Below are 17,969 nucleotides of genomic sequence, written 5' to 3'. Positions count from 1 at the left end.
GCAAAGCCGCGCCAGCTCTTGCTCGACGCCATCGGAGTGCCGGTCATCAACACAGATTTGTGACAGAGCCTTCTGGAAAGGCCGCGTGCGCATGGCAGTGCCGTCGCTGTTCCTGCTGGGCTTTCACTTCATCTTCGTGCTGGGCGGCCTCACAGGAGTGATGCTGGCCGTTCTGCCGTTCGACTGGCAAGCACATGACAGCTATTTCGTGGTGGCCCACCTGCACTACGTGCTGGTGGGCGGGCTGGTGTTTCCGCTGTTCGCGGCCCTCTACTACTGGGCTCCCTTGTACAACGGGCACCGGCTGTCGGAGCGCATCGGACGCTGGGGTTGCGGCCTGATGTTCGGCGGCTTCAACCTGGCGTTCTTCCCCCTGCACATCGTCGGCCTGGCCGGCATGCCGCGGCGGGTCTACACCTATGCCGAAGGACTGGACTGGACGCTCTGGAACGCGCTCTCCACGGCAGGGGCGTATGTGTTCGCCACGGGTGTACTGCTGTGCCTGGCCGACCTGGTACGCACGCTCGTGCGCCCCCGCCGCGAGCACGGCGACCCGTGGAAGGCAGACTCGCTGGAGTGGCTGCCCCAGGGCGACTATGGCGTGCGCAGCATCCCCCAGGTGGCGTCGCGGGAGCCGCTGTGGGAACAGCCTGCGCTGCCTGCGGAGGTGGCCGCAGGGCGCCACTGGCTGCCCGGCACCGTGTTTGGCGGGCGCGAGACCCTGGTGACCAGCCCCGTGCGCGCCCACGTCACCCACCTGCTGCGCCTGCCCGGCGACGGCTGGGCGCCGTTCGTGGCGGCAGCGGGGACCGCAGGGTTCTTCCTGCTGCTGACCGTGGCATGGATCGTTCCGGCCTTCATCGCGGGAGGCATCTCGCTGGGCGCCATGCTCAGCTGGCTCTGGGGTTCAGACCGACCGCCGCCCCGCGATATGGCGGCCATCTGCGCTGGCGTGAGCGTTCCCGCCACCGCCAGCGGACGTGCATCCCACTCGTGGTGGGCCATGGTGATCTTGCTCGCGGTGGACAGCACCGTCTTCGCCTCGTTCGGGTTTGCCCACATCCATGTGTCGATGGCGCTCGACGTATGCCCACCGCCCGGCGCGCGCCTGCCGGAGGGCGGCCTTTGGGCTGCGGCCCTGCTGGGCCTGGCATCCGCATTGATGGCCTGGGCGGTGCACAGCATGAAGCACGCCAGGCAGCGCGCGCTGCGTCTGGCGGTGGTGCTCGCCCTGGCCAGCGCGCTGGGCGCCATGGCTCTCGACTGGGGCATGCACCTGCAGGCGGGCCTGTCGCCCCGTGCCAACGCCTGGAGCGCCACGGTCGCCGCACTGCTGGCCTGGCAGTGCTTCCATGGCTTGGTGCTGCTGGTCATGGGCAGCTATGTGCTGGCCCGGTCCTGGACAGGCAAGCTGCGCCAGGACGCACGGGCGACGCTGGACAACACCGCGCTGATGTGGCACGGCGCCGTGGCCCAGTCTCTCATCGGCATGGCTCTGGTGCGTTGGCTGCCCTCGTGGATGGGCACCTGAGGCACCAGGACGCTCGTCCGTCCCCGCGCGGCCACGGTGGCGGCCTTGGCCTACACCTGCGGCCAAGGCACCTTCCCATACTGCGTCCATGAAAACGCCCACCCGCCCCTTGCCTCCGTACCGGCCCTGGTGGCCCGTGCTGGCGTTGCTCGCCGGCTCCATGGCCAGTGCGGCGGCACAGCAGTCCGCTCCTGCGGGCGTAGGTCCCAACCCTCCGCTGCCCGCACCGGACAAGGACGGGCTGATTCCCACCGTGAACATCGCACCCGCCGAGCGTTGGCCGGAGGGCGTGATGCCGCAAGCCCCCGCCGGCTTCAAGGTCACGGCCTTCGCGGCAGGGCTGGACCACCCGCGCTGGGTCTACACCCTGCCCAACGGCGATGTGCTGGTGGCCGAGAGCAACAAGCCGCCCCCTGAGGAAGGAGCCAAGAACGTGCACGCCGATGGCCTGCGCGGCAAGGCCATGGGCATGGTGATGAAGCGTGCAGGCGCGGGAACGCCCAGCGCCGACCGCATCACCCTGCTGCGGGACGCCGATGGCGACGGCGTGGCCGAGACGCGGTCCGTGTTCATGAAGGATCTGTTCTCCCCGTTCGGCATGGCATTGATAGGCGAGCAGCTCTATATCGCCAATGCGAACGCCATCGTCAAGGTGGCGTACAAGGCGGGGCAGACCGCTATCACCGCCGCGCCCACCAAAGTCACCGACCTGCCCGCCGGTGCCAACCACCACTGGACCAAGAACATCATCGCCAGCGCCGACGGCAGCAAGCTCTATGCGACGGTGGGCTCCAACAGCAACATCGCCGACAACGGCATGGAAGCCGAGCAGGGGCGCGCCGCCATCTGGGAAGTGGATCTGGCCAGCGGCAGCAAGCGCCTGTTCGCCGGCGGCCTGCGCAACCCCAACGGCCTGGGCTGGGAGCCGCACAGCAAGGCCCTCTGGACCGTGGTGAACGAGCGCGACGAGCTCGGCAACGACCTGGTGCCCGACTACCTCACGTCGGTGAAGGACGGCGCCTTCTATGGCTGGCCCTGGAGCTACTGGGGCCAGCATGTGGACGAGCGGGTCAAGCCGCCCAACCCGGACATGGTGGCCAAGGCCATCGCGCCGGACTATGGGCTGGGCGCCCACGTGGCGCCCCTGGGCCTGGCGTTCTCGGATGCCCGCATGCCACAGCAGTACGCGAGTGGCGCATTCATCGGCCAGCACGGTTCCTGGAACCGCAAGGAACTGACGGGCTACAACGTCGTGTTCGTGCCCTTCGCCGACGGCCGGCCCTCGGAGCCCCCCACGCCTTTCCTGAGCGGGTTCCTGAGCAAGGACGGCAAAGCCTATGGCCGCCCCGTGGGCGTGGCACTGGACGGCAAGGGCGCGCTGCTGGTGGCCGATGACGTAGGCAATGCCATCTGGCGTGTGGTCCGCGCCGAGTGAAAGCCGCACAAGCCACCATCGCTCCATTGCCGTGCCGCCGACATTGCCGCCTTTTGTGCACCGCACCTGCCTGCTGGCGCTGGCAGGTGGCGCCTGTGCGGCTGCGCATGCCGCCGATCCGGCCGATGCTGCGGAGCAGCCCACCCTCGACACCGTGGAAGTGATCGACAGCAGCCAGGCGCAACGCCGTTTCGACAGCGCCGCCAGCTACAGCAGCGTGCCGGTGGACGGCTTCACAGCCCCCACTCCCCTGGTGCACCTCTCGGAGTTGCTGGAAGGACAAGCGGGGGTGGTAGCGCAGGACCGCGGCAACTATGCGCAGGATCTCCAAATTGCCGTGCGGGGCTTCGGGACACGCTCCACATTCGGCGTACGGGGCGTTCGCATCCTCGTTGACGGCATTCCCGCAACCATGCCGGACGGCCAGGGCCAGGCCGCCACGGCCCACCTGCCTTCGGCCGCGCAGATCGACGTGCTGCGCGGCCCGCTGGCGCAGCTGTACGGCAATGCGGCCGGTGGCGTGGTGCAGGTCACCACGCGCGATCCGCGGCCGGGGGGTGCAGCACAGGCGGGCATGGCCATGGGCTCCTATGGCCAGCGGCTGCTGGATGCATCGCTGGACTTCGGCAGCGAGCGCCTGGGCGGCCTGGTGGACCTTTCGCATTTCGAAATCGACGGCTGGCGCGCGCACAGCGCCGCCCGGCGCACCCACTTCAATGGCAAGCTCGTGGCCCGGCCCGATGGGCAAACGCGGATCGCCGCCTTGCTCAACCTGTACGACCAGCCCCTGGCACAGGATCCCCTGGGCCTGACGCAGGACCAGATGCACGGCGACCCACGCCAGGCTGCCGCCGTGGCTGCGGCATTCAACACCCGTAAAGCAGTGGGTCAGAACCAGCTGGGCGTGGTGCTGGAGCAGCAGCTCAACACCACCGACAGCGTGCAGCTGCGCGCCTACGGGGGTATGCGCCAACTCACCCAGTACCTGTCCTTCAGCGGTGCTGCCGCGAACAGTGCCGGAGGCGTAGTGGATCTGGACCGCAGCTACTACGGCGTGGGTGCGACCTGGACGCGCTCCATGCGCCTCGCCTCCGGACTGCCGCTGACCTGGACGGCGGGCGTGGAAACACACCGCATGTCCGAACACCGCCAGGGATTCGTGAACGAGCAAGACCGCATGGGCGCTCCACGGCGCAATGAGCGTGACCGGGCCGGCAATACCGACCTGTATGCCCAGGTGGACACCTGGCTCTCCGCCCGCTGGCGCGCCATTGCCGGGCTGCGCGCAAGCCAGGTGTGCGTGCAGGTGGACGACCGGCATATCGCTGCGGCGAATCCCGACGACAGCGGCAGCCGCACCTGGCGCCACACCAGCCCGATGCTGGGCCTTGTGTGGAGCGCCACCGATGCGTGGAACCTCTATGCGAACGTAGGCCGCGGTTTCGAGACACCGACACTCAGCGAGATGGCCTACAGCCTGGGCAACACCGGGCCCAACTACGGCCTGTCCGCGGCGCGCAGCACGCAGTGGGAAGTGGGCGCCAAGTGGCGCGGCACACGCCAGCAGTTGGAACTGGCCTGGTTCGATACGCGCAGCCGCGGAGAAATCGTGCCGGTGGAAACCGTCAATGGCCGCTCCATCTTCCAGAACGTGGACAACGTGCGGCGCCGGGGCCTGGAGCTGGCATGGCGTGCCACGTGGGGCGCATGGTCGCCCCGCGCGAGCTACACCTACCTGGACGCCTATTTCGGCCATGCCTACACCGGCGCGGGCGGCGTGGCCGTGGCTGCGGGCAACCAGCTGCCGGGCACCGCGCGGCATGCCGCCCAACTGGCGCTCGACTACGCTCCGGCCCCCCGCTGGCGCATCGGAGGCACGCTGAACCTGTCGGGACGCGTGTTTGCCAACGACACCAACTCCGCATCGTCAGCGGGCTTCGCCGTGGCAGGCCTGCATGCTGGCTACCGGCGGAGAGAAGCTACCGCCGGCAGCCCGCGCTGGCAGTTCTGGGCTCGGCTCGACAATCTCCTGGACCGCCGGTATGCGGGCACGCTGATCGTGAACGATGGCAATGGCCGTTTCTTCGAACCTGCCGCTGGCAGGCGGCTGATGGTGGGCGCAAGGGCCCAGTTCCTCTAGACAGCATCCGGAACAGGGACCTCAATCGGCAAGCCCGCGCCCGATCTGCTGCGCCATTTCCTGCAGTTTGGGCAAGAAGGCTGCCTCGATCGATGCGAGCGGGTGCCGAGCCAGGCTCAGGCTGGTCGTCAGGGCCGCAGTCACGCTCCCCGCCCGGTCCTTGATGGGGACGGCCAGGCCGCAGACGCCCAGCTCCAACTGTTCGCTGGCCAGTGCATGTCCGCACGCACGCGCTTGCGCGATCGCATGCGCCAGTGGCTCCCTGTCCGCGAGCGTCCACTCCGTCAAGCGCTCGAACGGCGCCTGCGCCAAATATTCCTGGAGTTCCTGGTCGGACAGATAGCCCAGCAGCACATGGCCGCTCGATGTGGCGTGGGCCGGCAACCGCTCGCCGGCAGACAGCCGCCGGGAGATGGGGCTGCGCATCTCGGCGCGCGCCACATAGACCACATCGGTCCTGTCCAGCACGGACACCGTGCAAATCTCTCCCACATCGCGCGCAAACGCCTCCAGGAAAGGGGCAGCGACCTCCCGCAGCGACAGCGAGCCCAGGTAGGAGTAGCCGATATCCAGCACGGCGGGTGTCAGGGAAAAGAACCGCCCATCGACGCGCGCATAGCCCAGCGTGACCAGCGTGTGCAGCAACCGCCGCGCCCCGGCCGGCGTGAGCCCGGCGCGTTCTGCCACCTCGGAGAGCGTCAGCTCACTGTGCCCCGGGCCAAAGGCCCGGATGACGGCCAAGCCCCGGGCAAAGGCTTCCACGAACGAATCACTGCCCTTGGGTAAACCCTTGATCTCTATCATGAATTTTGTACTACCCTTTAATTCGTTAGGCGAAATTATTTTCGATTGTCGAAATTTACCAGTGTTCAGCGAGGAATCCCATATGCTTGAAGTGACGCCGGTCCGTGAAGATTTTGTTGCAGAGATCGCAGGCGTGGATCTGTGTGCCCCTCCTACCCCGGAGATTGCCCGGGAGTTGCGGGCTGCCCTGGACCAGTACGCCGTGCTGGTCATTCCGAGCCAGCCCCTGAATGAAGCACAGCAGCTCAAGGTTGCGGAAGTTTTCGGCCCGCTGGAGGTATCGGTGGGCGCGTCCATCTACAACGCCAAACGCCCACGCCGGCTGGACCATGCGCAACTGTCCGATATCTCCAACCTGGATGAGTCTGGCAAGCTCCTGGAACCCGGCGACATCCGGCGGCTGATCAATCTCAGCAACCAGCTCTGGCACACCGACAGCTCGTTCAAGAAGACCCCTGCAAGCGCCTCCCTGCTCTCCGCCCAGGAGGTGGCCCCCGTGGGCGGCGCCACGGAATTCGCGGACATGCGCACGGTCTGGGACACGCTGGACCCCGCCCTGCAATCCAGGATCGGCGACCTGATTGCCGTGCACGACTACTTCTACTCCCGCAGCCTCACGGGGTTCGACCTGGACGGCATTCCGCCCGAATGGCGGGAGATGCAGCCTCCCGTGAAGCAAGTCCTGGTGCGCACGCTCCCCCACGGCAACCGCCGTTCCTTGTACCTGGCGTCGCACATCCGGTCGATCGAAGGCATGGACGATGAGGAAAGCAAGGCGCTCCTGGACGAGCTGATGGCGCTCGCCACGCAGCAGCAGTTCATCTACCGCCACCGCTGGCGCGTGGGCGATCTCGTCATCTGGGACAACCGTACCACCATGCACCGCGGCACCAAGTTCGACGAGAAGTATCGCCGCGCCATGCGACGCGCCACCGTACAGGACACCGGCCCCACCGTGCTCCAGTGAAAAACCAAGACAGAGGAAATTCCCATGCAACCCACGTTTGACTCCACCAAAAGGGCCCTGGCCACACTGGCCATGGGCTTGGGGCTGTCCCTTTTCGGTGCGGGCGCCCAGGCCGCCTACCCCGACAAGCCCATCACGATCATCGTGCCCTTCGGTGCCGGCTCCGGCACGGACATGGTGGCCCGGGGCATGGCCAAGGGGCCCACCGAAAAATTGGGACAGCCCGTCGCGGTCGACAACAAGACCGGCGCGGGCGGAGGCATCGGCGCCTCCCAGGTCGCACGCAGCGCTCCTGACGGCTACACCCTTCTGATGGGCACCAACGGGCCGATGGCCGCCAATGCCAGCCTCTACAGCAAGCTTCCCTACGACCCGGCGGGCGACTTCGAAGCGGTCGCGCTCATGGGGAAGCTGCCGATGGTCCTGACCGGGAGCAAGGAAGCCAAGGCCAAGGATCTCAAGGCCCTCATCGAGCAGGCCAAGGCCCAGCCCGGGGTGATCAATTTCGGAGCCAGCAACACGACGGCGCGCGTCTGGGTGGAGCTGCTCAAGAAGATGGCGGGCATCCAGGTCGAGACCGTTCTCTACAAGGACGTCAGCTCGATGATGACCGACCTGATCAGCGGCCGCATCCAGTACGCATTCGAGAACGTGGGGCCTTCGCTCGCGCAGATCCAGGCGGGCAAGCTCAATGGCATCGCGGTCACGGCGCCCCGGCGGGCATCCTTCGCGCCGGACATTCCGGCCACGGGCGAGTGTGGGCTGAATGAATACGAGCTCGTGGTCTGGTACGCGATGTTCGCGCCGAAGAACACGCCGCCGGAGGTTGTCAGGAAGCTCAACGCAGCCGCCAATGAAGTGCTGCGCACGCCCGAGATGCAGCGCCTGACCCAGCAGGTGGGACTGGAACCCGCCCCGGGCTCATCCGACGACATGAAGAAGTACCAGCGCGACGAGATCCAGAAATGGAAGAATCTCGTGGACATGACGGGCGTGAAGATCGACTAGGCCAGCGGCCCCGGTGCATCTTGCAGCCGCTGCCGCGCTTCTCCTACCCTTGCGTAGGACCGCGCTGGCGGCGGTCCCTGTCCGGTAGACCTCCAATGGACATGCAGGCATTCCCGCCTGCAGCACCCGCCAAAGGAGGCCACCATGGCACAGCAAGACCAGAACCAGCAGAACCAGCAAAACCAGCAGAACCAGCAGAACCAGCAGAACCAGCAGAACCAGAACCAGCAGCAGGCGCAGAACCAGCAGCCCAACCAGCAAAACCAGCAAGCGGGCAACCCGAGCCGCCAGCAAGCCAACGAGGCGAACCGCCAGTCCGCACAGGCGGACAACAACCAGGGCAACCAGCGCCAGAACCTAGCCGACTGATGCCCCCGCGCCGCTTCCCAGAGCCCGCCCCGCGCGGGCTTTTTCTTTGGGCGCCGCCCTCGAGCACGGGAAAGCCGATGTCTTGCAGGAGAACCCTCGTCCTACATCGCAGGGCCTCGCACACGCCGAGACTGGATCGTCACGCAAGGGCGACACCGTCGCCTTCCCGTCAACGCTTTCTCTTCACAGGAGGTCTGCATGAACACCGCATCCAGCGTCATTTCCTCGGACAAGGTCAACGGAACCGCCGTCTACAACCCCAACGGTGAAAAGCTGGGCTCCATCGACCATCTCATGATCGACAAGCTCTCCGGCCAGGTGCGCTACGCCGTCATGGAATTCGGCGGCTTCCTGGGTATCGGCACGGACCGCTATCCCCTGCCCTGGAACTCAATGAAGTACGACACCGGGCTGGAAGGGTACGTGGTGTCGCTGTCCAAGGAGCAGCTCGAGAACGCGCCCCGCTATGCGCAGGACGCCTATCCGGAATACACCGAAGACTACGGCCGCAAGGTCTACGATTACTACGGCGTGCCGTGGTGAGCGTCAGGGCTCCGCTCCCGGCTCGGGAACGTAGACCATGGAACCGTCCTTGAGCCGGTAGGCCACGCCGGCCTTGGCGCCCTGCCCTTCGCCGATTTCGCCGCTGGCGCGGTAGCGGTCGATCTTGCGGCCGTCCTTGACGATCACCTCCATGTTCTCCTTGCCGGGGTTCTTGATGACGGTGACCGACTCGCTGCCGAACGGGTTGACCGCGCTGTTGGCCACGGCCAGCAGCAGCGCGGCGATGATGACCAGGAACACGTCGATGAGGTTGACGACCGAGAGGATGGGATCGTCCGCCTTCAGGTCTTCCATCAGGCGCAGGCGGCTCATCGCGCGCCCTCCACGGCCAGGGCTGCCACGGGGTCGTGCGCCGGCTCACTGGCGCCGTTCTTTATGGCTGCCAGGTCCACCGCATACCAGCGCCGTCGCACGTTGACCACCGTGTAGCTGATGGCCGCAGCCAGCAACGCCAGGATCACGGCGGAGAACGCCACCATGAGGTTGCGCGAAACGTCGGCGAACTGCCCGTCGGCCAGCGCCTTGAGCGCAGGCCCCATGGGAATCATGGTCGCCACGAGGCCCAGCATGGGTGCCACGCGCGTGGCGATGCGCGCGAACTCCATGCGCTTGACCGCCAGCGCTTCCAGCTCGGTGAGCGTAAGGCCGGGCCTTTGCGCGCGCGCCGCCATCAGCTCGAAGCCGCCGGCCTGGCCCCGGTGGCGTTGCCACGCCTGCCAGCCGAAAGCGCCCAGGGCGTAGAAGGCGTGCACGAACAGCACCGCGATGGCGATGAGCACGGGGTAGAGGAACAGCTGGCTGGCGTCATACATCGCCGATTCGATGGGGTTGGTCATGGTGCGGAGGCTCTTTCAGATGAAACGGTGGCGGCCGCGCTGGCGCCACGCGCCCATTGCGGCGATGGCGGCCAGCAGCAGCGCGAACAGCGCGGAGGCGAGGTGGAAGGCGGGTAGCTCGGCAGGCTGCATGGGCGTGAGGCGCATGCCGGTGACCACGGGCGGCGCCGGTGGTTCGGCGAGCTCGGGCTGCGGCGCTGCCTCGGCCTGCGCCGGCGCGGGAGGCGCGGTCGCGGCAGCGGGGGCGTCGAGCCCGAAGCCGGCCGCGCGCGCAGGCGCGCCCTCTGCCACGAAGGCGGCGAAGCGCGCGTTGTCGCTGCGCACGTCGAAGCGGCGCGAGAGATCGCGCCAGCGGCTCTTGAGCGCGCGTACGGTGGCCGCGTCGGCCTGCCAGTAGCCCTGGCGCGCGGCTTCGAGCATGCGCTCGATCGTCTGCGCGAGCGCGTGCGGGTTGTGCCGCTCGAACCAGGCATCCAGGCCCAGGCGGTGCTTGTCGCGCACGTAGACGTCGGCCATCTCCTGCCACTGGTCGTCGCGCACGATCTCGCGCGCCACGGCCGTCCAGCCCCAGAAGTTGTTCGTGGCATCCAGCACCTGAAGCGTGCCCGCGTAGCCTTCCTTCATCAGGCCCTGGATGTAGCCGGGGTGGAATTGGCGCGTGGCGAGTTCCTTGGCGAGGAACTGCGCTGCATCCTCCACGCGGCCGCTGCCCGGGCCGCGCAGGTTGCTGATGAGCAGGTCGGGCGCCTTGCCGTCCAGGTGGCGCACCGCGAGCGCGATACCGCCCAGGTATTGGAACGGGTCGTCGGTGGTCAGCATGCCGTAGGTGTTGGAGCTGCGCGAGAGCACGGCCGCCTGGGTGCCGCGCAGGTGCTCGGCGTAGAGGTTGCCCGCCACGCCCTGCCCGCCAAGCTGCGCGGCAGGCAGGCTGCCCCATTCCGATTCGTCGGGGCCGTAGGCGTACTGCATGCGCGAGAGGTAGAGCTGCGCCAGCTTGCGGTCGCCCTCGGCCTTGCCCTGCCAGGTGTCGGTGGCGAGCACGGCGTCGTCCAGCCCCGTGCCGTAGCGGCCGGTTTCGGACGAGAAGATGCGCGTCTGCCCTGCGCGCAGCGCGGCGCCCGCGTCCATGCCGCGTGCGCGCAGCCGCGCGGCGATGGCGCGGGCGTTGGCGGCCACGGGATTGTCGGCCTCATCGGCCTGCGCCGCGAGCTGCACGGCGCGCGCGAGCTGCTGCATGGCGTTGGGGAAGTGGTCGCGGTACAGGCCGGTGGCGGAAAGCACCACGTCCACGCGCGGGCGGCCAAGCGTGCCGCGCGGCACGAGGCGCACGCCGGTCACGCGCCCGCCCTTGTCCCACACGGGCTCCACGCCCATGAGCCAAAGCGCCTGCGCCTCCAGCAGGCCCTGGTGGCGCATGGTCTCCACCGACCAGAGCGAGAAGGTGACCTTGGTGGGCGCCGCACCCCCGTGCTGCTGGCGGTAGGCGGCGATGAACTGCTCGGCTGCCTGCTTGCCCGCCTCCCAGGCCTGGGGCGTGGGCACGCGCGAGGGGTCGAATCCATAGAGGTTGCGGCCCGTGGGGTAGGCGTCGGGGTTCTTGATGGGGTCGCCGCCGTAGGAGGTTTCCACATGCCGCCCGGCCAGCACGGCGAGCAGCGCGGGCAGCTCGTTCTGCGCAGCGATGGCCTGCCACCACCGGCGCGCCTGGGCCATGTGTTCACGCAGCGGCGCGGGCAGTGCATCGTCGCCCTCGCCTTCGAGCACGTGGCGCGCGAGCAGGCGGAACGGCGCGGTCTGCGTCATGCGCTCGTAGTCGCCGACGAGGGATTCGTCCACGTCCTCGGGCTTCGCGCCCGCGTGGCGTGCGGCGGCTTCCCAGTAGGGACGGCCCAGCATGAGCATGATCGTGCCCAGGCGGTGCGCATCGGCCGGCGCGGTGCCCAGCGTGTGCAGGCCCAGGGGCTGGGCGGTTTCGGCCAGTTCGTGCAGATGGGCATGCAAGGTGTCCACGAACACCGGAAAGTCGGCCCGCGCCTGCGCGGAGGTGAGGCCCAGGTCGGCCACGATGCGCTGCTTCTCGGCACCCGTCAGCAGGTCGGCGGCGATGCGCTCCTTCACTGCGCCTTCGTCCTGCGCCATCCAGGCATGCAGCAGGTCGTGCAGCGCGGTGAGCTGCGCATGCAGCCCGGCGGGCTGGAAAGGAGGCGTCTGGTGGCTCACGATCACGGCGCGGCCGCGGCGGCGTGCCTGCTGGGCCTCGCCGATGTTGTCTGCGATGTAGGGGTAGGCCACGGGCACGTCGCCCAGGGCCAGCATGCCGGGATCGGCGGTGGCGGACAGGCCGCGCTCCTTGCCCGGCAGCCATTCCAGGCTGCCGTGGGTGCCGAAGTGCACGAAAGCGTCGCCCGCATGCCGGCGTGCCCAGAGGTACACGGCCAGGTAGTGGTGCGAGGACCAGGCGCTGGTGGAGTGGTAGAGCGACTTTTCCTTGTCCGCCCATTTCTCGCCGCGCGGCGGCTGGGGCAGCAGCGCGACCTTGCCGAGCAGCAGGCGCGGGATGACGAAATACGCCTGCCCGCCCTCGCGCAGCACCATCGACGAATCCTCGGGCTGGCCCCATTTGCCCTGGAGTGCGGCCTGCGTGGCGGCTGGCAGCGTTGCGAGCCACGCACGGTACTCCCGCACGGGCAGGCGCTCGGCCAGCCCATCGCGCAGCAGCGGCGCGAGCATGCCGTCGCGGTAGGCGGGCGCGAGCAGGCGCTGGAGCTTTTCCACCAGCGGCTCCTCGGCCGGCGCCTCTGTGTCGTAGCCCGCGCCGCGCATCGCGGCCAGCGTGGCCTGCAGGCTGCGCGGCACGTTGAGGAACGAGGCCGAGAGGTTTTTCTCCCCCGGAGGGTAGTTCCAGAAGAACACGGCAACGCGCTTGTCCGCATTGGCCTTGCGCTGCAGCGCCACGAGGTTGAGCGCCTTGCCCACCACGGCGGCCGCCTGCGCGGCGATGGGCACGACCTGCTCGTCGCCTGCGCGCGTGGCCGCTGCCACCTGGATGTCCACCACGCCCGCATATTCGGCCTGCGCCAGGTAGAACGGCACGTCCATCAGCGCCACGCCCTGCGGGCTGGCGGCCCAGTCGGCCTCGTCGCCGCGCCGGTAGGGCATGGCCTGCAGCACGGGGATGCCCAGCCGCGTGAACTCGGTGCGGCGCTCGTCGGCGTTCAGCATGATCTGCGTATTGATGAGCACGTCGGCCAGCACCGGTCCGGCCGGCGGCTGCAGCACGCGCGTGACGCCACCGGGGTCGAGCATGGGCGTGTAGAAGGGCAGCGCCACGGCGCCGCCGGCCTCGATGCGCGCGATGAGGTCGTCGATGAACACGGTCTGCATCGAGGCGATGTACTGCTGGTGCAGCGCGATGGCGACCACGGGGCGGCGCTGGCCATCGGCCGGGTCGACGCCCTGCGTGCGCAGGTAGGCAACGGGGTCGGCCGCGACGAGGCCCGGCGTGCGCGGATGGTAGACGCCCGTCTTGGGGAACACGACCGGGTCGGGCGCGGCGGCGAGTGCATCCCCGCCGTTGAGCTGCGCGGCCAGCGTGGAGAAGAAACCCTCGAAGTTCTGCCGCCCGCCGCTGCCGTAGTAGCGCACGAGCCGGCGCGCCACGGCCTCCGGCAGGCCGCCGCCCCAGGCGGGGCGGGCCTCGTAGAGCCAGGCGTGGGGCAGTTTCAGCGCGGGCAGCGCGCGGGCCAGGCGCGCGCGCACCTCGTCCTGCAGATACGCATCGATGAACACCGCGTCCTGGCCCTGCCACAGGCCGCCGTCCACGTCGGCGGGCAGGCTGTTCAAAAAACGCACCTCGACCGAGAGGCCGTGCGGCCGCGCGATCTCGGCGAGCTGGTGGAACTTGCCCGCCGGCACGTTGCCCGTGGCGATGAACAGCACCGACGCGGCCTGGGCCGCGCCGGCCAGCAGGAGCGCCAGGCACAGCAGACATTTTTTAATCAAATCGGCCTCCAGCGCTTATGCATCAAGCGCAACCAGCTATGAAATTAGAAGTCCAGCCGCGCAGTGACGAACGCACGGCGGCCCTGTTCGGCATAGCCGAACGCGGGGGACTTCTCGGCCAGGCGCAGGTTGCCCAGGTTCTCCAGGCCGGCGCGCAGGTTCAGCCGCTGGGTGCCGCCCAGGGCCCAGGAAGTGCCCACGCTCGCGTTCCACAGCGTGTAGGCGGGCAGGCGCTCGCCGGAGCTGGTCTGGCGGCCGGTGTATTCGGCGCCCAGCTGCGCGTCCCACCGCGCCACGCGCCAGGCCAGGCGCGAGGCCACGCTGGTGTCGGGCCGGTCGGAGAGCTTCTGGCCCGTGGCCTTGTCGCGCGTGTGCAGCAGCGTCGCGTCGGTGCTCCAGCGCAGCGCGGGCGTGATGGCCCAGGTGAAGCCCGCCTCCAGGCCCTGGATGCGCGCGGCGTCCACGTTGTCGTAGAGGTAGGTGCGGCGCGTGCCCACCTGCTGGACCAGCCGGTAGGTGATGAGCTGCTTGACCTCGGTGTGGAACGCGGTGGCGCGCAGCGACCATGCGGGGCTGACCTGCCAGTCGGCGCCGATCTCGAACGAGTTGGAGGTTTCGGGCTGGATGTCCGCATTGCCCATGAACGTGTGCGGTCCCTCGGCGCCGACGTAGTTGGGCGAGATCTGCTTGAGCGTGGGCGCCTTGAAAGCGTGGCCGAAGCCGCCCTTGACGACGAGCGCGGTGCTGGCCTCCCACACCAGGTAGGCGCGCGGGCTCAGCTCGGAGCCGAAGATGCCGTGGTGGTCGGCGCGCAGGCCCAGCGTGGCCAGCAGGTTGCGGCCCAGGGCGAATTCGTCCTGCACGAACAGGGCCTTGTGCGTGACGTCGTCGCGGCCGGTGGTGAGGCCGGCGTTCACCAGTTCCTCGTTGCGCCACTCGCCGCCCACTGTGACCTGGTGGCCTTTGATGCGCGTGGTGGCATGGCCGTCCACCACGTCGTCCGTCATGTCCTGCGGGCGCGTGGCGCTCACGCCGTTGGTGCGGCTGTTGCGCACGCTGAACTCGCTGCGGTAGGCGCGCAGCTGTGCCTTCCAGTCGCCGACCTCGCCCTTCCAGCCCACGTGCGTCTGGCGGCGGTCGAGGTCGTAGCGGTTGGCGTAGGGCTTGGTGCCGCTCACGTCGTCGTAGAAGCGGCGCTCCTCGCCGTCGGTCACGCCGGCCTCCAGCACATGACCGGGGGCCAAGTCGAACTCGGCGTTCAGCCCCAGGCTGCGCGGCTTGCGGCCCTCGATCTCGCTGTAGCGGGTGTCCTCGCGCTCGGCCACGGCGTCGCGGTGGGCGTATTCGGCGTTCACCGACAGGCGCAGCCGGTCGGTCAGCGGCCCCGCGGCGAAGACCGACACGCCGCCCTCGGACGCCGCATCGCTGCCGCCCCCGAAGTAACCCGTGGCGCCCACCGCGCCGATCCAGCGGTCCTTGGGCTTCTTGGTGATGACGTTGACCACGCCGCCCAGCGCCTCGGAGCCGTAGAGCGCCGACATCGGCCCGCGGATGATCTCCACGCGCTCGATGGCGGAGATGGGCAGCCAGCCGTACTGGTAGTCGGAGTGGCCGATCACGTCGTCGCTGGCGCTGATGCGCCGCCCGTCGATCAGCGTGAGCGTGTGCTTGCCCTCCAGCCCGCGCAGCGCGAGCGTCTTGCGCCCGCCCACTTGGCGCGCGCTGAAGGTGATGCCCGGCGCGCCGCGCACGGCGTCGAGCAGGTCGGCGGCATTGCGCTCGGCCAGTTCCTCGGCGGTGACGACGGTGACGCTGGCGGGCGCGGTGCGCGCGTCCTGCTCGGTGAGCGTGGCGGTCACGGTGACGGCGGGCAGCGCGCGCGCCGGCGCCTCGGGCGCTGGCTGTGCGTGCGCCGCGCCCGCCAGGAGCAGCAGGGCCGCCAGGGCCAGCGGGTGGCGGCGGCAGGGCAAGACAGGGGTGGAATGGTGGTGCATGGGCGTCCTTGCGAAAAACCGCGGTGGCTGGACGCTGGCACCGGCAGGCGCGCGTGGGGCTGGGCGGGAACAGGTGAGCCCTGGAAGCAGCCCAGGGCTCGTAACAAATCAAAAGCAAATGAAATTAATTCGCATTCTTGACAATGCCACTGCCAAAGGGCCATGGAGAATGACTTTTATCAATGCGCGTGCATGTGCGCCGCATCGCCCTGCCGGCGCAAGGGGCGCCGATAATGCCCACCACCTACCCACCAAGACATGCCCATGCCGCTCACCAAGATCGCCCCTTCCCTCGCCCTGGCCGGCGCGCTGCTCCTGGCAGCGCAGGCCCACGCCCAGGTCAGCGTCCAGGACGCCTGGGTGCGCGCCTCCGTGCCCCAGCAGAAGGCCACGGGCGCGTTCATGCGCCTCACGGCCGCGCAGGACACGCGCCTGGTCGCGGTCAGCAGCCCGCTGGCCGCCGTGGCGGAGGTCCACGAGATGAAGATGGAAGGCGACGTCATGAAGATGCGCGCCATGCCCGCGCTGGCGCTGCCGGCCGGCAAGGCCGTGGAGCTCAAGCCCGGCGGCTACCACATCATGCTGATGGACCTGAAGCAGCCCGCCGCCGCCGGCAGCACCGTGCCGCTGACCCTGGTGCTCGAGGGCAAGGACGGCCAGCGCCAGTCGCTGGAGGTACAGGCGCCCGTGCGCGCACTCGGCGCCGGCCCCGCATCCGGCCACGATGCGCACGGCGGCCACGGCAACCACCGCCATTGAGTTGCAAGCGTTTTCGGGCTCCAGCGCTTATCTAGCAAGCGCTGGCAGCTATTAAAAAAGAAGTACGACACGCATGCACCCCCACGCCCTCAGCCTCTGGCGCGCTCCGCGCTGGGCCCTTGCCATCCTGCTGGCCCTGCTGGGGATGGTGGGGCCGTTCTCCATCGACACCTACCTGCCCGCATTCCCCGCCATCGCCGGCGCGCTGGGCGCCACGCCGGTGCAGATGCAGCAGACGCTGTCGGCCTACCTGTTCGGCTTCGCGTTCATGACGCTGTTCCACGGCTCGCTGTCCGACAGCCTGGGCCGCCGGCCCGTGGTGCTGTGGGGGCTGGCGGTGTTCACGCTGGCCTCGGCCGGCTGCGCGCTGTCGCAGAGCATCGGGCAGCTGGTGCTGTTCCGGGCGCTGCAGGGCCTGTCGGCGGGCGCGGGCATCGTCGTCTCGCGCGCGGTGATCCGCGACATGTTCCCGCCGTCCGAGGCGCAGCGCGTGATGAGCCAGGTGACTATCTTCTTCGGCGTGGCGCCGGCCATCGCGCCCATCGTGGGCGGCTGGCTGTCGGTGCACCTGGGCTGGCACAGCGTGTTCTGGTTCCTGACCGGCGTGGGCGTGTTCCTGTGGGTGGCCAACTGGCGGCTGCTGCCCGAGTCGCTGCCGCCCGCCGACCGCCAGCCCATCCACCTGGGCCACCTGATGCGCGGCTACTGGGAGCTGGGCACCAGCCCGCGCTTCCTGCTCCTGGCGCTGGCCAGCGGCGTGCCGTTCAACGGCATGTTCCTCTACGTGCTCTCGGCCCCGGCCTTCCTGGGTGACCTGCTGGGCCTGGAGCCCACGCAGTTCTTCTGGCTCTTCCTGCTGACCATCTCCGGCATCATGGGCGGCGCATGGATGAGCGGGCGGCTGGCCGGGCGCATCGCGCCCAAGCGCCAGATCCGCCACGGCTTCGTCATCATGCTGGCCATGGCGCTGCTGAACCTGGGCGCCAACCTGCTGCTGCCCGCGCACGTGTCGTGGGCGCTGCTGCCCATCGGCATCTTCTCGTTCGGCTGGGCGCTCATGGTGCCCGTGGTCACCTTGCTGGTGCTGGACCTGTACCCCGCGCGGCGCGGCATGGCCTCGTCGCTGCAGGCCTTCGTGGGCGCCACGGCCAACGGGCTGGTGGCAGGCGTAGTGGCACCGCTGGTCATGCACTCCACCGTGCTGCTGGCCACGGCCTCGCTGCTGATGCTGTGCGTGGGGCTGGTGGCCTGGGTCTGCCTGCACCGCCGCTGGCCGGAAATCGGGCGTGCGGTCGTGCACCCGGTGTGATGCGCCCTAGGGCGTGTCATCCATCAAATCCCCCACGCGAGGGGCATGCGGGCGGTGCAGTGTTAGGCGCGGTGAGTGCCGTGTAGCTCTGCTACACAAGCGAGCCGCAACGACGCAATGCGCCGCCCGCGTGCCCCTCCCTTCGGGCTGGCCCCGCAATGGGGCGTCTGCTTTGTCGCACGGCTTGCCAATAGCTGCGGCTATTGGCTGCGCCGCGCTTCGCGCATCCATCCCCATTGCGGGGCCAGCGC

14 protein-coding genes are annotated in these 17,969 nt (G+C 68.9%); 9 read left to right on the top strand and 5 right to left on the bottom strand.

What is annotated here, in order from left to right; translation table 11 throughout:
• Positions 1–55: 55 nt before the first annotated feature.
• The 3 genes from AVS7_RS01950 (at position 56) to AVS7_RS01940 (ending at position 5,106) form a co-directional block, all read left to right on the top strand.
• Positions 56–1,531 (top strand): cbb3-type cytochrome c oxidase subunit I, encoded by a 1,476-nt coding sequence (locus tag AVS7_RS01950; RefSeq protein WP_082176318.1) that lies wholly within the window; start codon positions 56–58, stop codon positions 1,529–1,531.
• Between the two features lie 88 nt (positions 1,532–1,619).
• Positions 1,620–2,966, top strand: coding sequence for a sorbosone dehydrogenase family protein (locus AVS7_RS01945; RefSeq protein WP_020226826.1), 1,347 nt, complete (start codon positions 1,620–1,622; stop codon positions 2,964–2,966).
• Positions 2,967–3,021: 55 nt separating this feature from the next.
• On the top strand, positions 3,022–5,106 hold the full coding sequence (locus tag AVS7_RS01940; protein WP_020226825.1) for a TonB-dependent receptor: 2,085 nt from the start codon (positions 3,022–3,024) through the stop codon (positions 5,104–5,106).
• Positions 5,107–5,127: 21 nt separating this feature from the next.
• Here the strand turns inward: AVS7_RS01940 and AVS7_RS01935 are convergent, their stop codons facing one another.
• Positions 5,128–5,910: an IclR family transcriptional regulator C-terminal domain-containing protein gene (locus AVS7_RS01935; RefSeq protein WP_020226824.1), complete on the bottom strand. Its 783-nt coding sequence runs from the start codon at positions 5,908–5,910 to the stop codon at positions 5,128–5,130.
• Between the two features lie 82 nt (positions 5,911–5,992).
• Here AVS7_RS01935 and AVS7_RS01930 point away from each other — a divergent pair, with 82 nt between their 5' ends.
• From AVS7_RS01930 to AVS7_RS01915, 4 genes are all read left to right on the top strand, one after another.
• Complete coding sequence (locus AVS7_RS01930) at positions 5,993–6,877, top strand: TauD/TfdA family dioxygenase (protein ID WP_034689731.1); 885 nt, start codon at positions 5,993–5,995, stop codon at positions 6,875–6,877.
• Positions 6,878–6,901: 24 nt separating this feature from the next.
• Complete coding sequence (locus AVS7_RS01925) at positions 6,902–7,885, top strand: tripartite tricarboxylate transporter substrate binding protein (protein ID WP_020226822.1); 984 nt, start codon at positions 6,902–6,904, stop codon at positions 7,883–7,885.
• A 144-nt stretch (positions 7,886–8,029) separates the two neighbouring features.
• Entirely contained in the window at positions 8,030–8,254 is a 225-nt protein-coding gene (locus AVS7_RS24675) for a hypothetical protein (RefSeq protein ID WP_020226821.1), read from the top strand.
• A 198-nt stretch (positions 8,255–8,452) separates the two neighbouring features.
• Positions 8,453–8,797 carry a PRC-barrel domain-containing protein gene (locus AVS7_RS01915; RefSeq protein ID WP_020226820.1) on the top strand — a complete coding sequence of 115 codons (345 nt, stop codon included), beginning with the start codon at positions 8,453–8,455 and terminating at the stop codon, positions 8,795–8,797.
• A 3-nt stretch (positions 8,798–8,800) separates the two neighbouring features.
• Here AVS7_RS01915 and AVS7_RS01910 read toward each other — a convergent pair whose 3' ends face one another.
• The 4 genes from AVS7_RS01910 to AVS7_RS01895 are packed head-to-tail and all read right to left on the bottom strand — an operon-like array spanning position 8,801 to position 15,650.
• Entirely contained in the window at positions 8,801–9,130 is a 330-nt protein-coding gene (locus AVS7_RS01910) for a DUF2149 domain-containing protein (RefSeq protein ID WP_020226819.1), read from the bottom strand.
• Positions 9,127–9,654: a MotA/TolQ/ExbB proton channel family protein gene (locus AVS7_RS01905; protein WP_020226818.1), complete on the bottom strand. Its 528-nt coding sequence runs from the start codon at positions 9,652–9,654 to the stop codon at positions 9,127–9,129. Before AVS7_RS01905 ends, AVS7_RS01910 begins: the two co-directional genes overlap by 4 nt.
• A 15-nt stretch (positions 9,655–9,669) precedes the next feature.
• Positions 9,670–13,656 (bottom strand): cobaltochelatase subunit CobN, encoded by a 3,987-nt coding sequence (gene cobN / locus AVS7_RS01900; protein ID WP_020226817.1) that lies wholly within the window; start codon positions 13,654–13,656, stop codon positions 9,670–9,672.
• A gap of 44 nt (positions 13,657–13,700) precedes the next feature.
• Complete coding sequence (locus AVS7_RS01895) at positions 13,701–15,650, bottom strand: TonB-dependent siderophore receptor (protein ID WP_024000795.1); 1,950 nt, start codon at positions 15,648–15,650, stop codon at positions 13,701–13,703.
• A gap of 258 nt (positions 15,651–15,908) precedes the next feature.
• Here AVS7_RS01895 and AVS7_RS01890 point away from each other — a divergent pair, with 258 nt between their 5' ends.
• Both AVS7_RS01890 and AVS7_RS01885 read left to right on the top strand, forming a co-directional pair.
• Entirely contained in the window at positions 15,909–16,409 is a 501-nt protein-coding gene (locus AVS7_RS01890) for a copper chaperone PCu(A)C (protein WP_020226815.1), read from the top strand.
• Positions 16,410–16,482: 73 nt separating this feature from the next.
• Positions 16,483–17,718: a multidrug effflux MFS transporter gene (locus tag AVS7_RS01885; RefSeq protein ID WP_020226814.1), complete on the top strand. Its 1,236-nt coding sequence runs from the start codon at positions 16,483–16,485 to the stop codon at positions 17,716–17,718.
• The last annotated feature ends 251 nt before the right edge of the window (positions 17,719–17,969 follow it).

Source organism: Acidovorax sp. MR-S7 (genome assembly GCF_000400995.2).
Classification (GTDB): domain Bacteria; phylum Pseudomonadota; class Gammaproteobacteria; order Burkholderiales; family Burkholderiaceae_C; genus MR-S7.
This window is presented reverse-complemented; position numbering and strand designations above follow the sequence as displayed.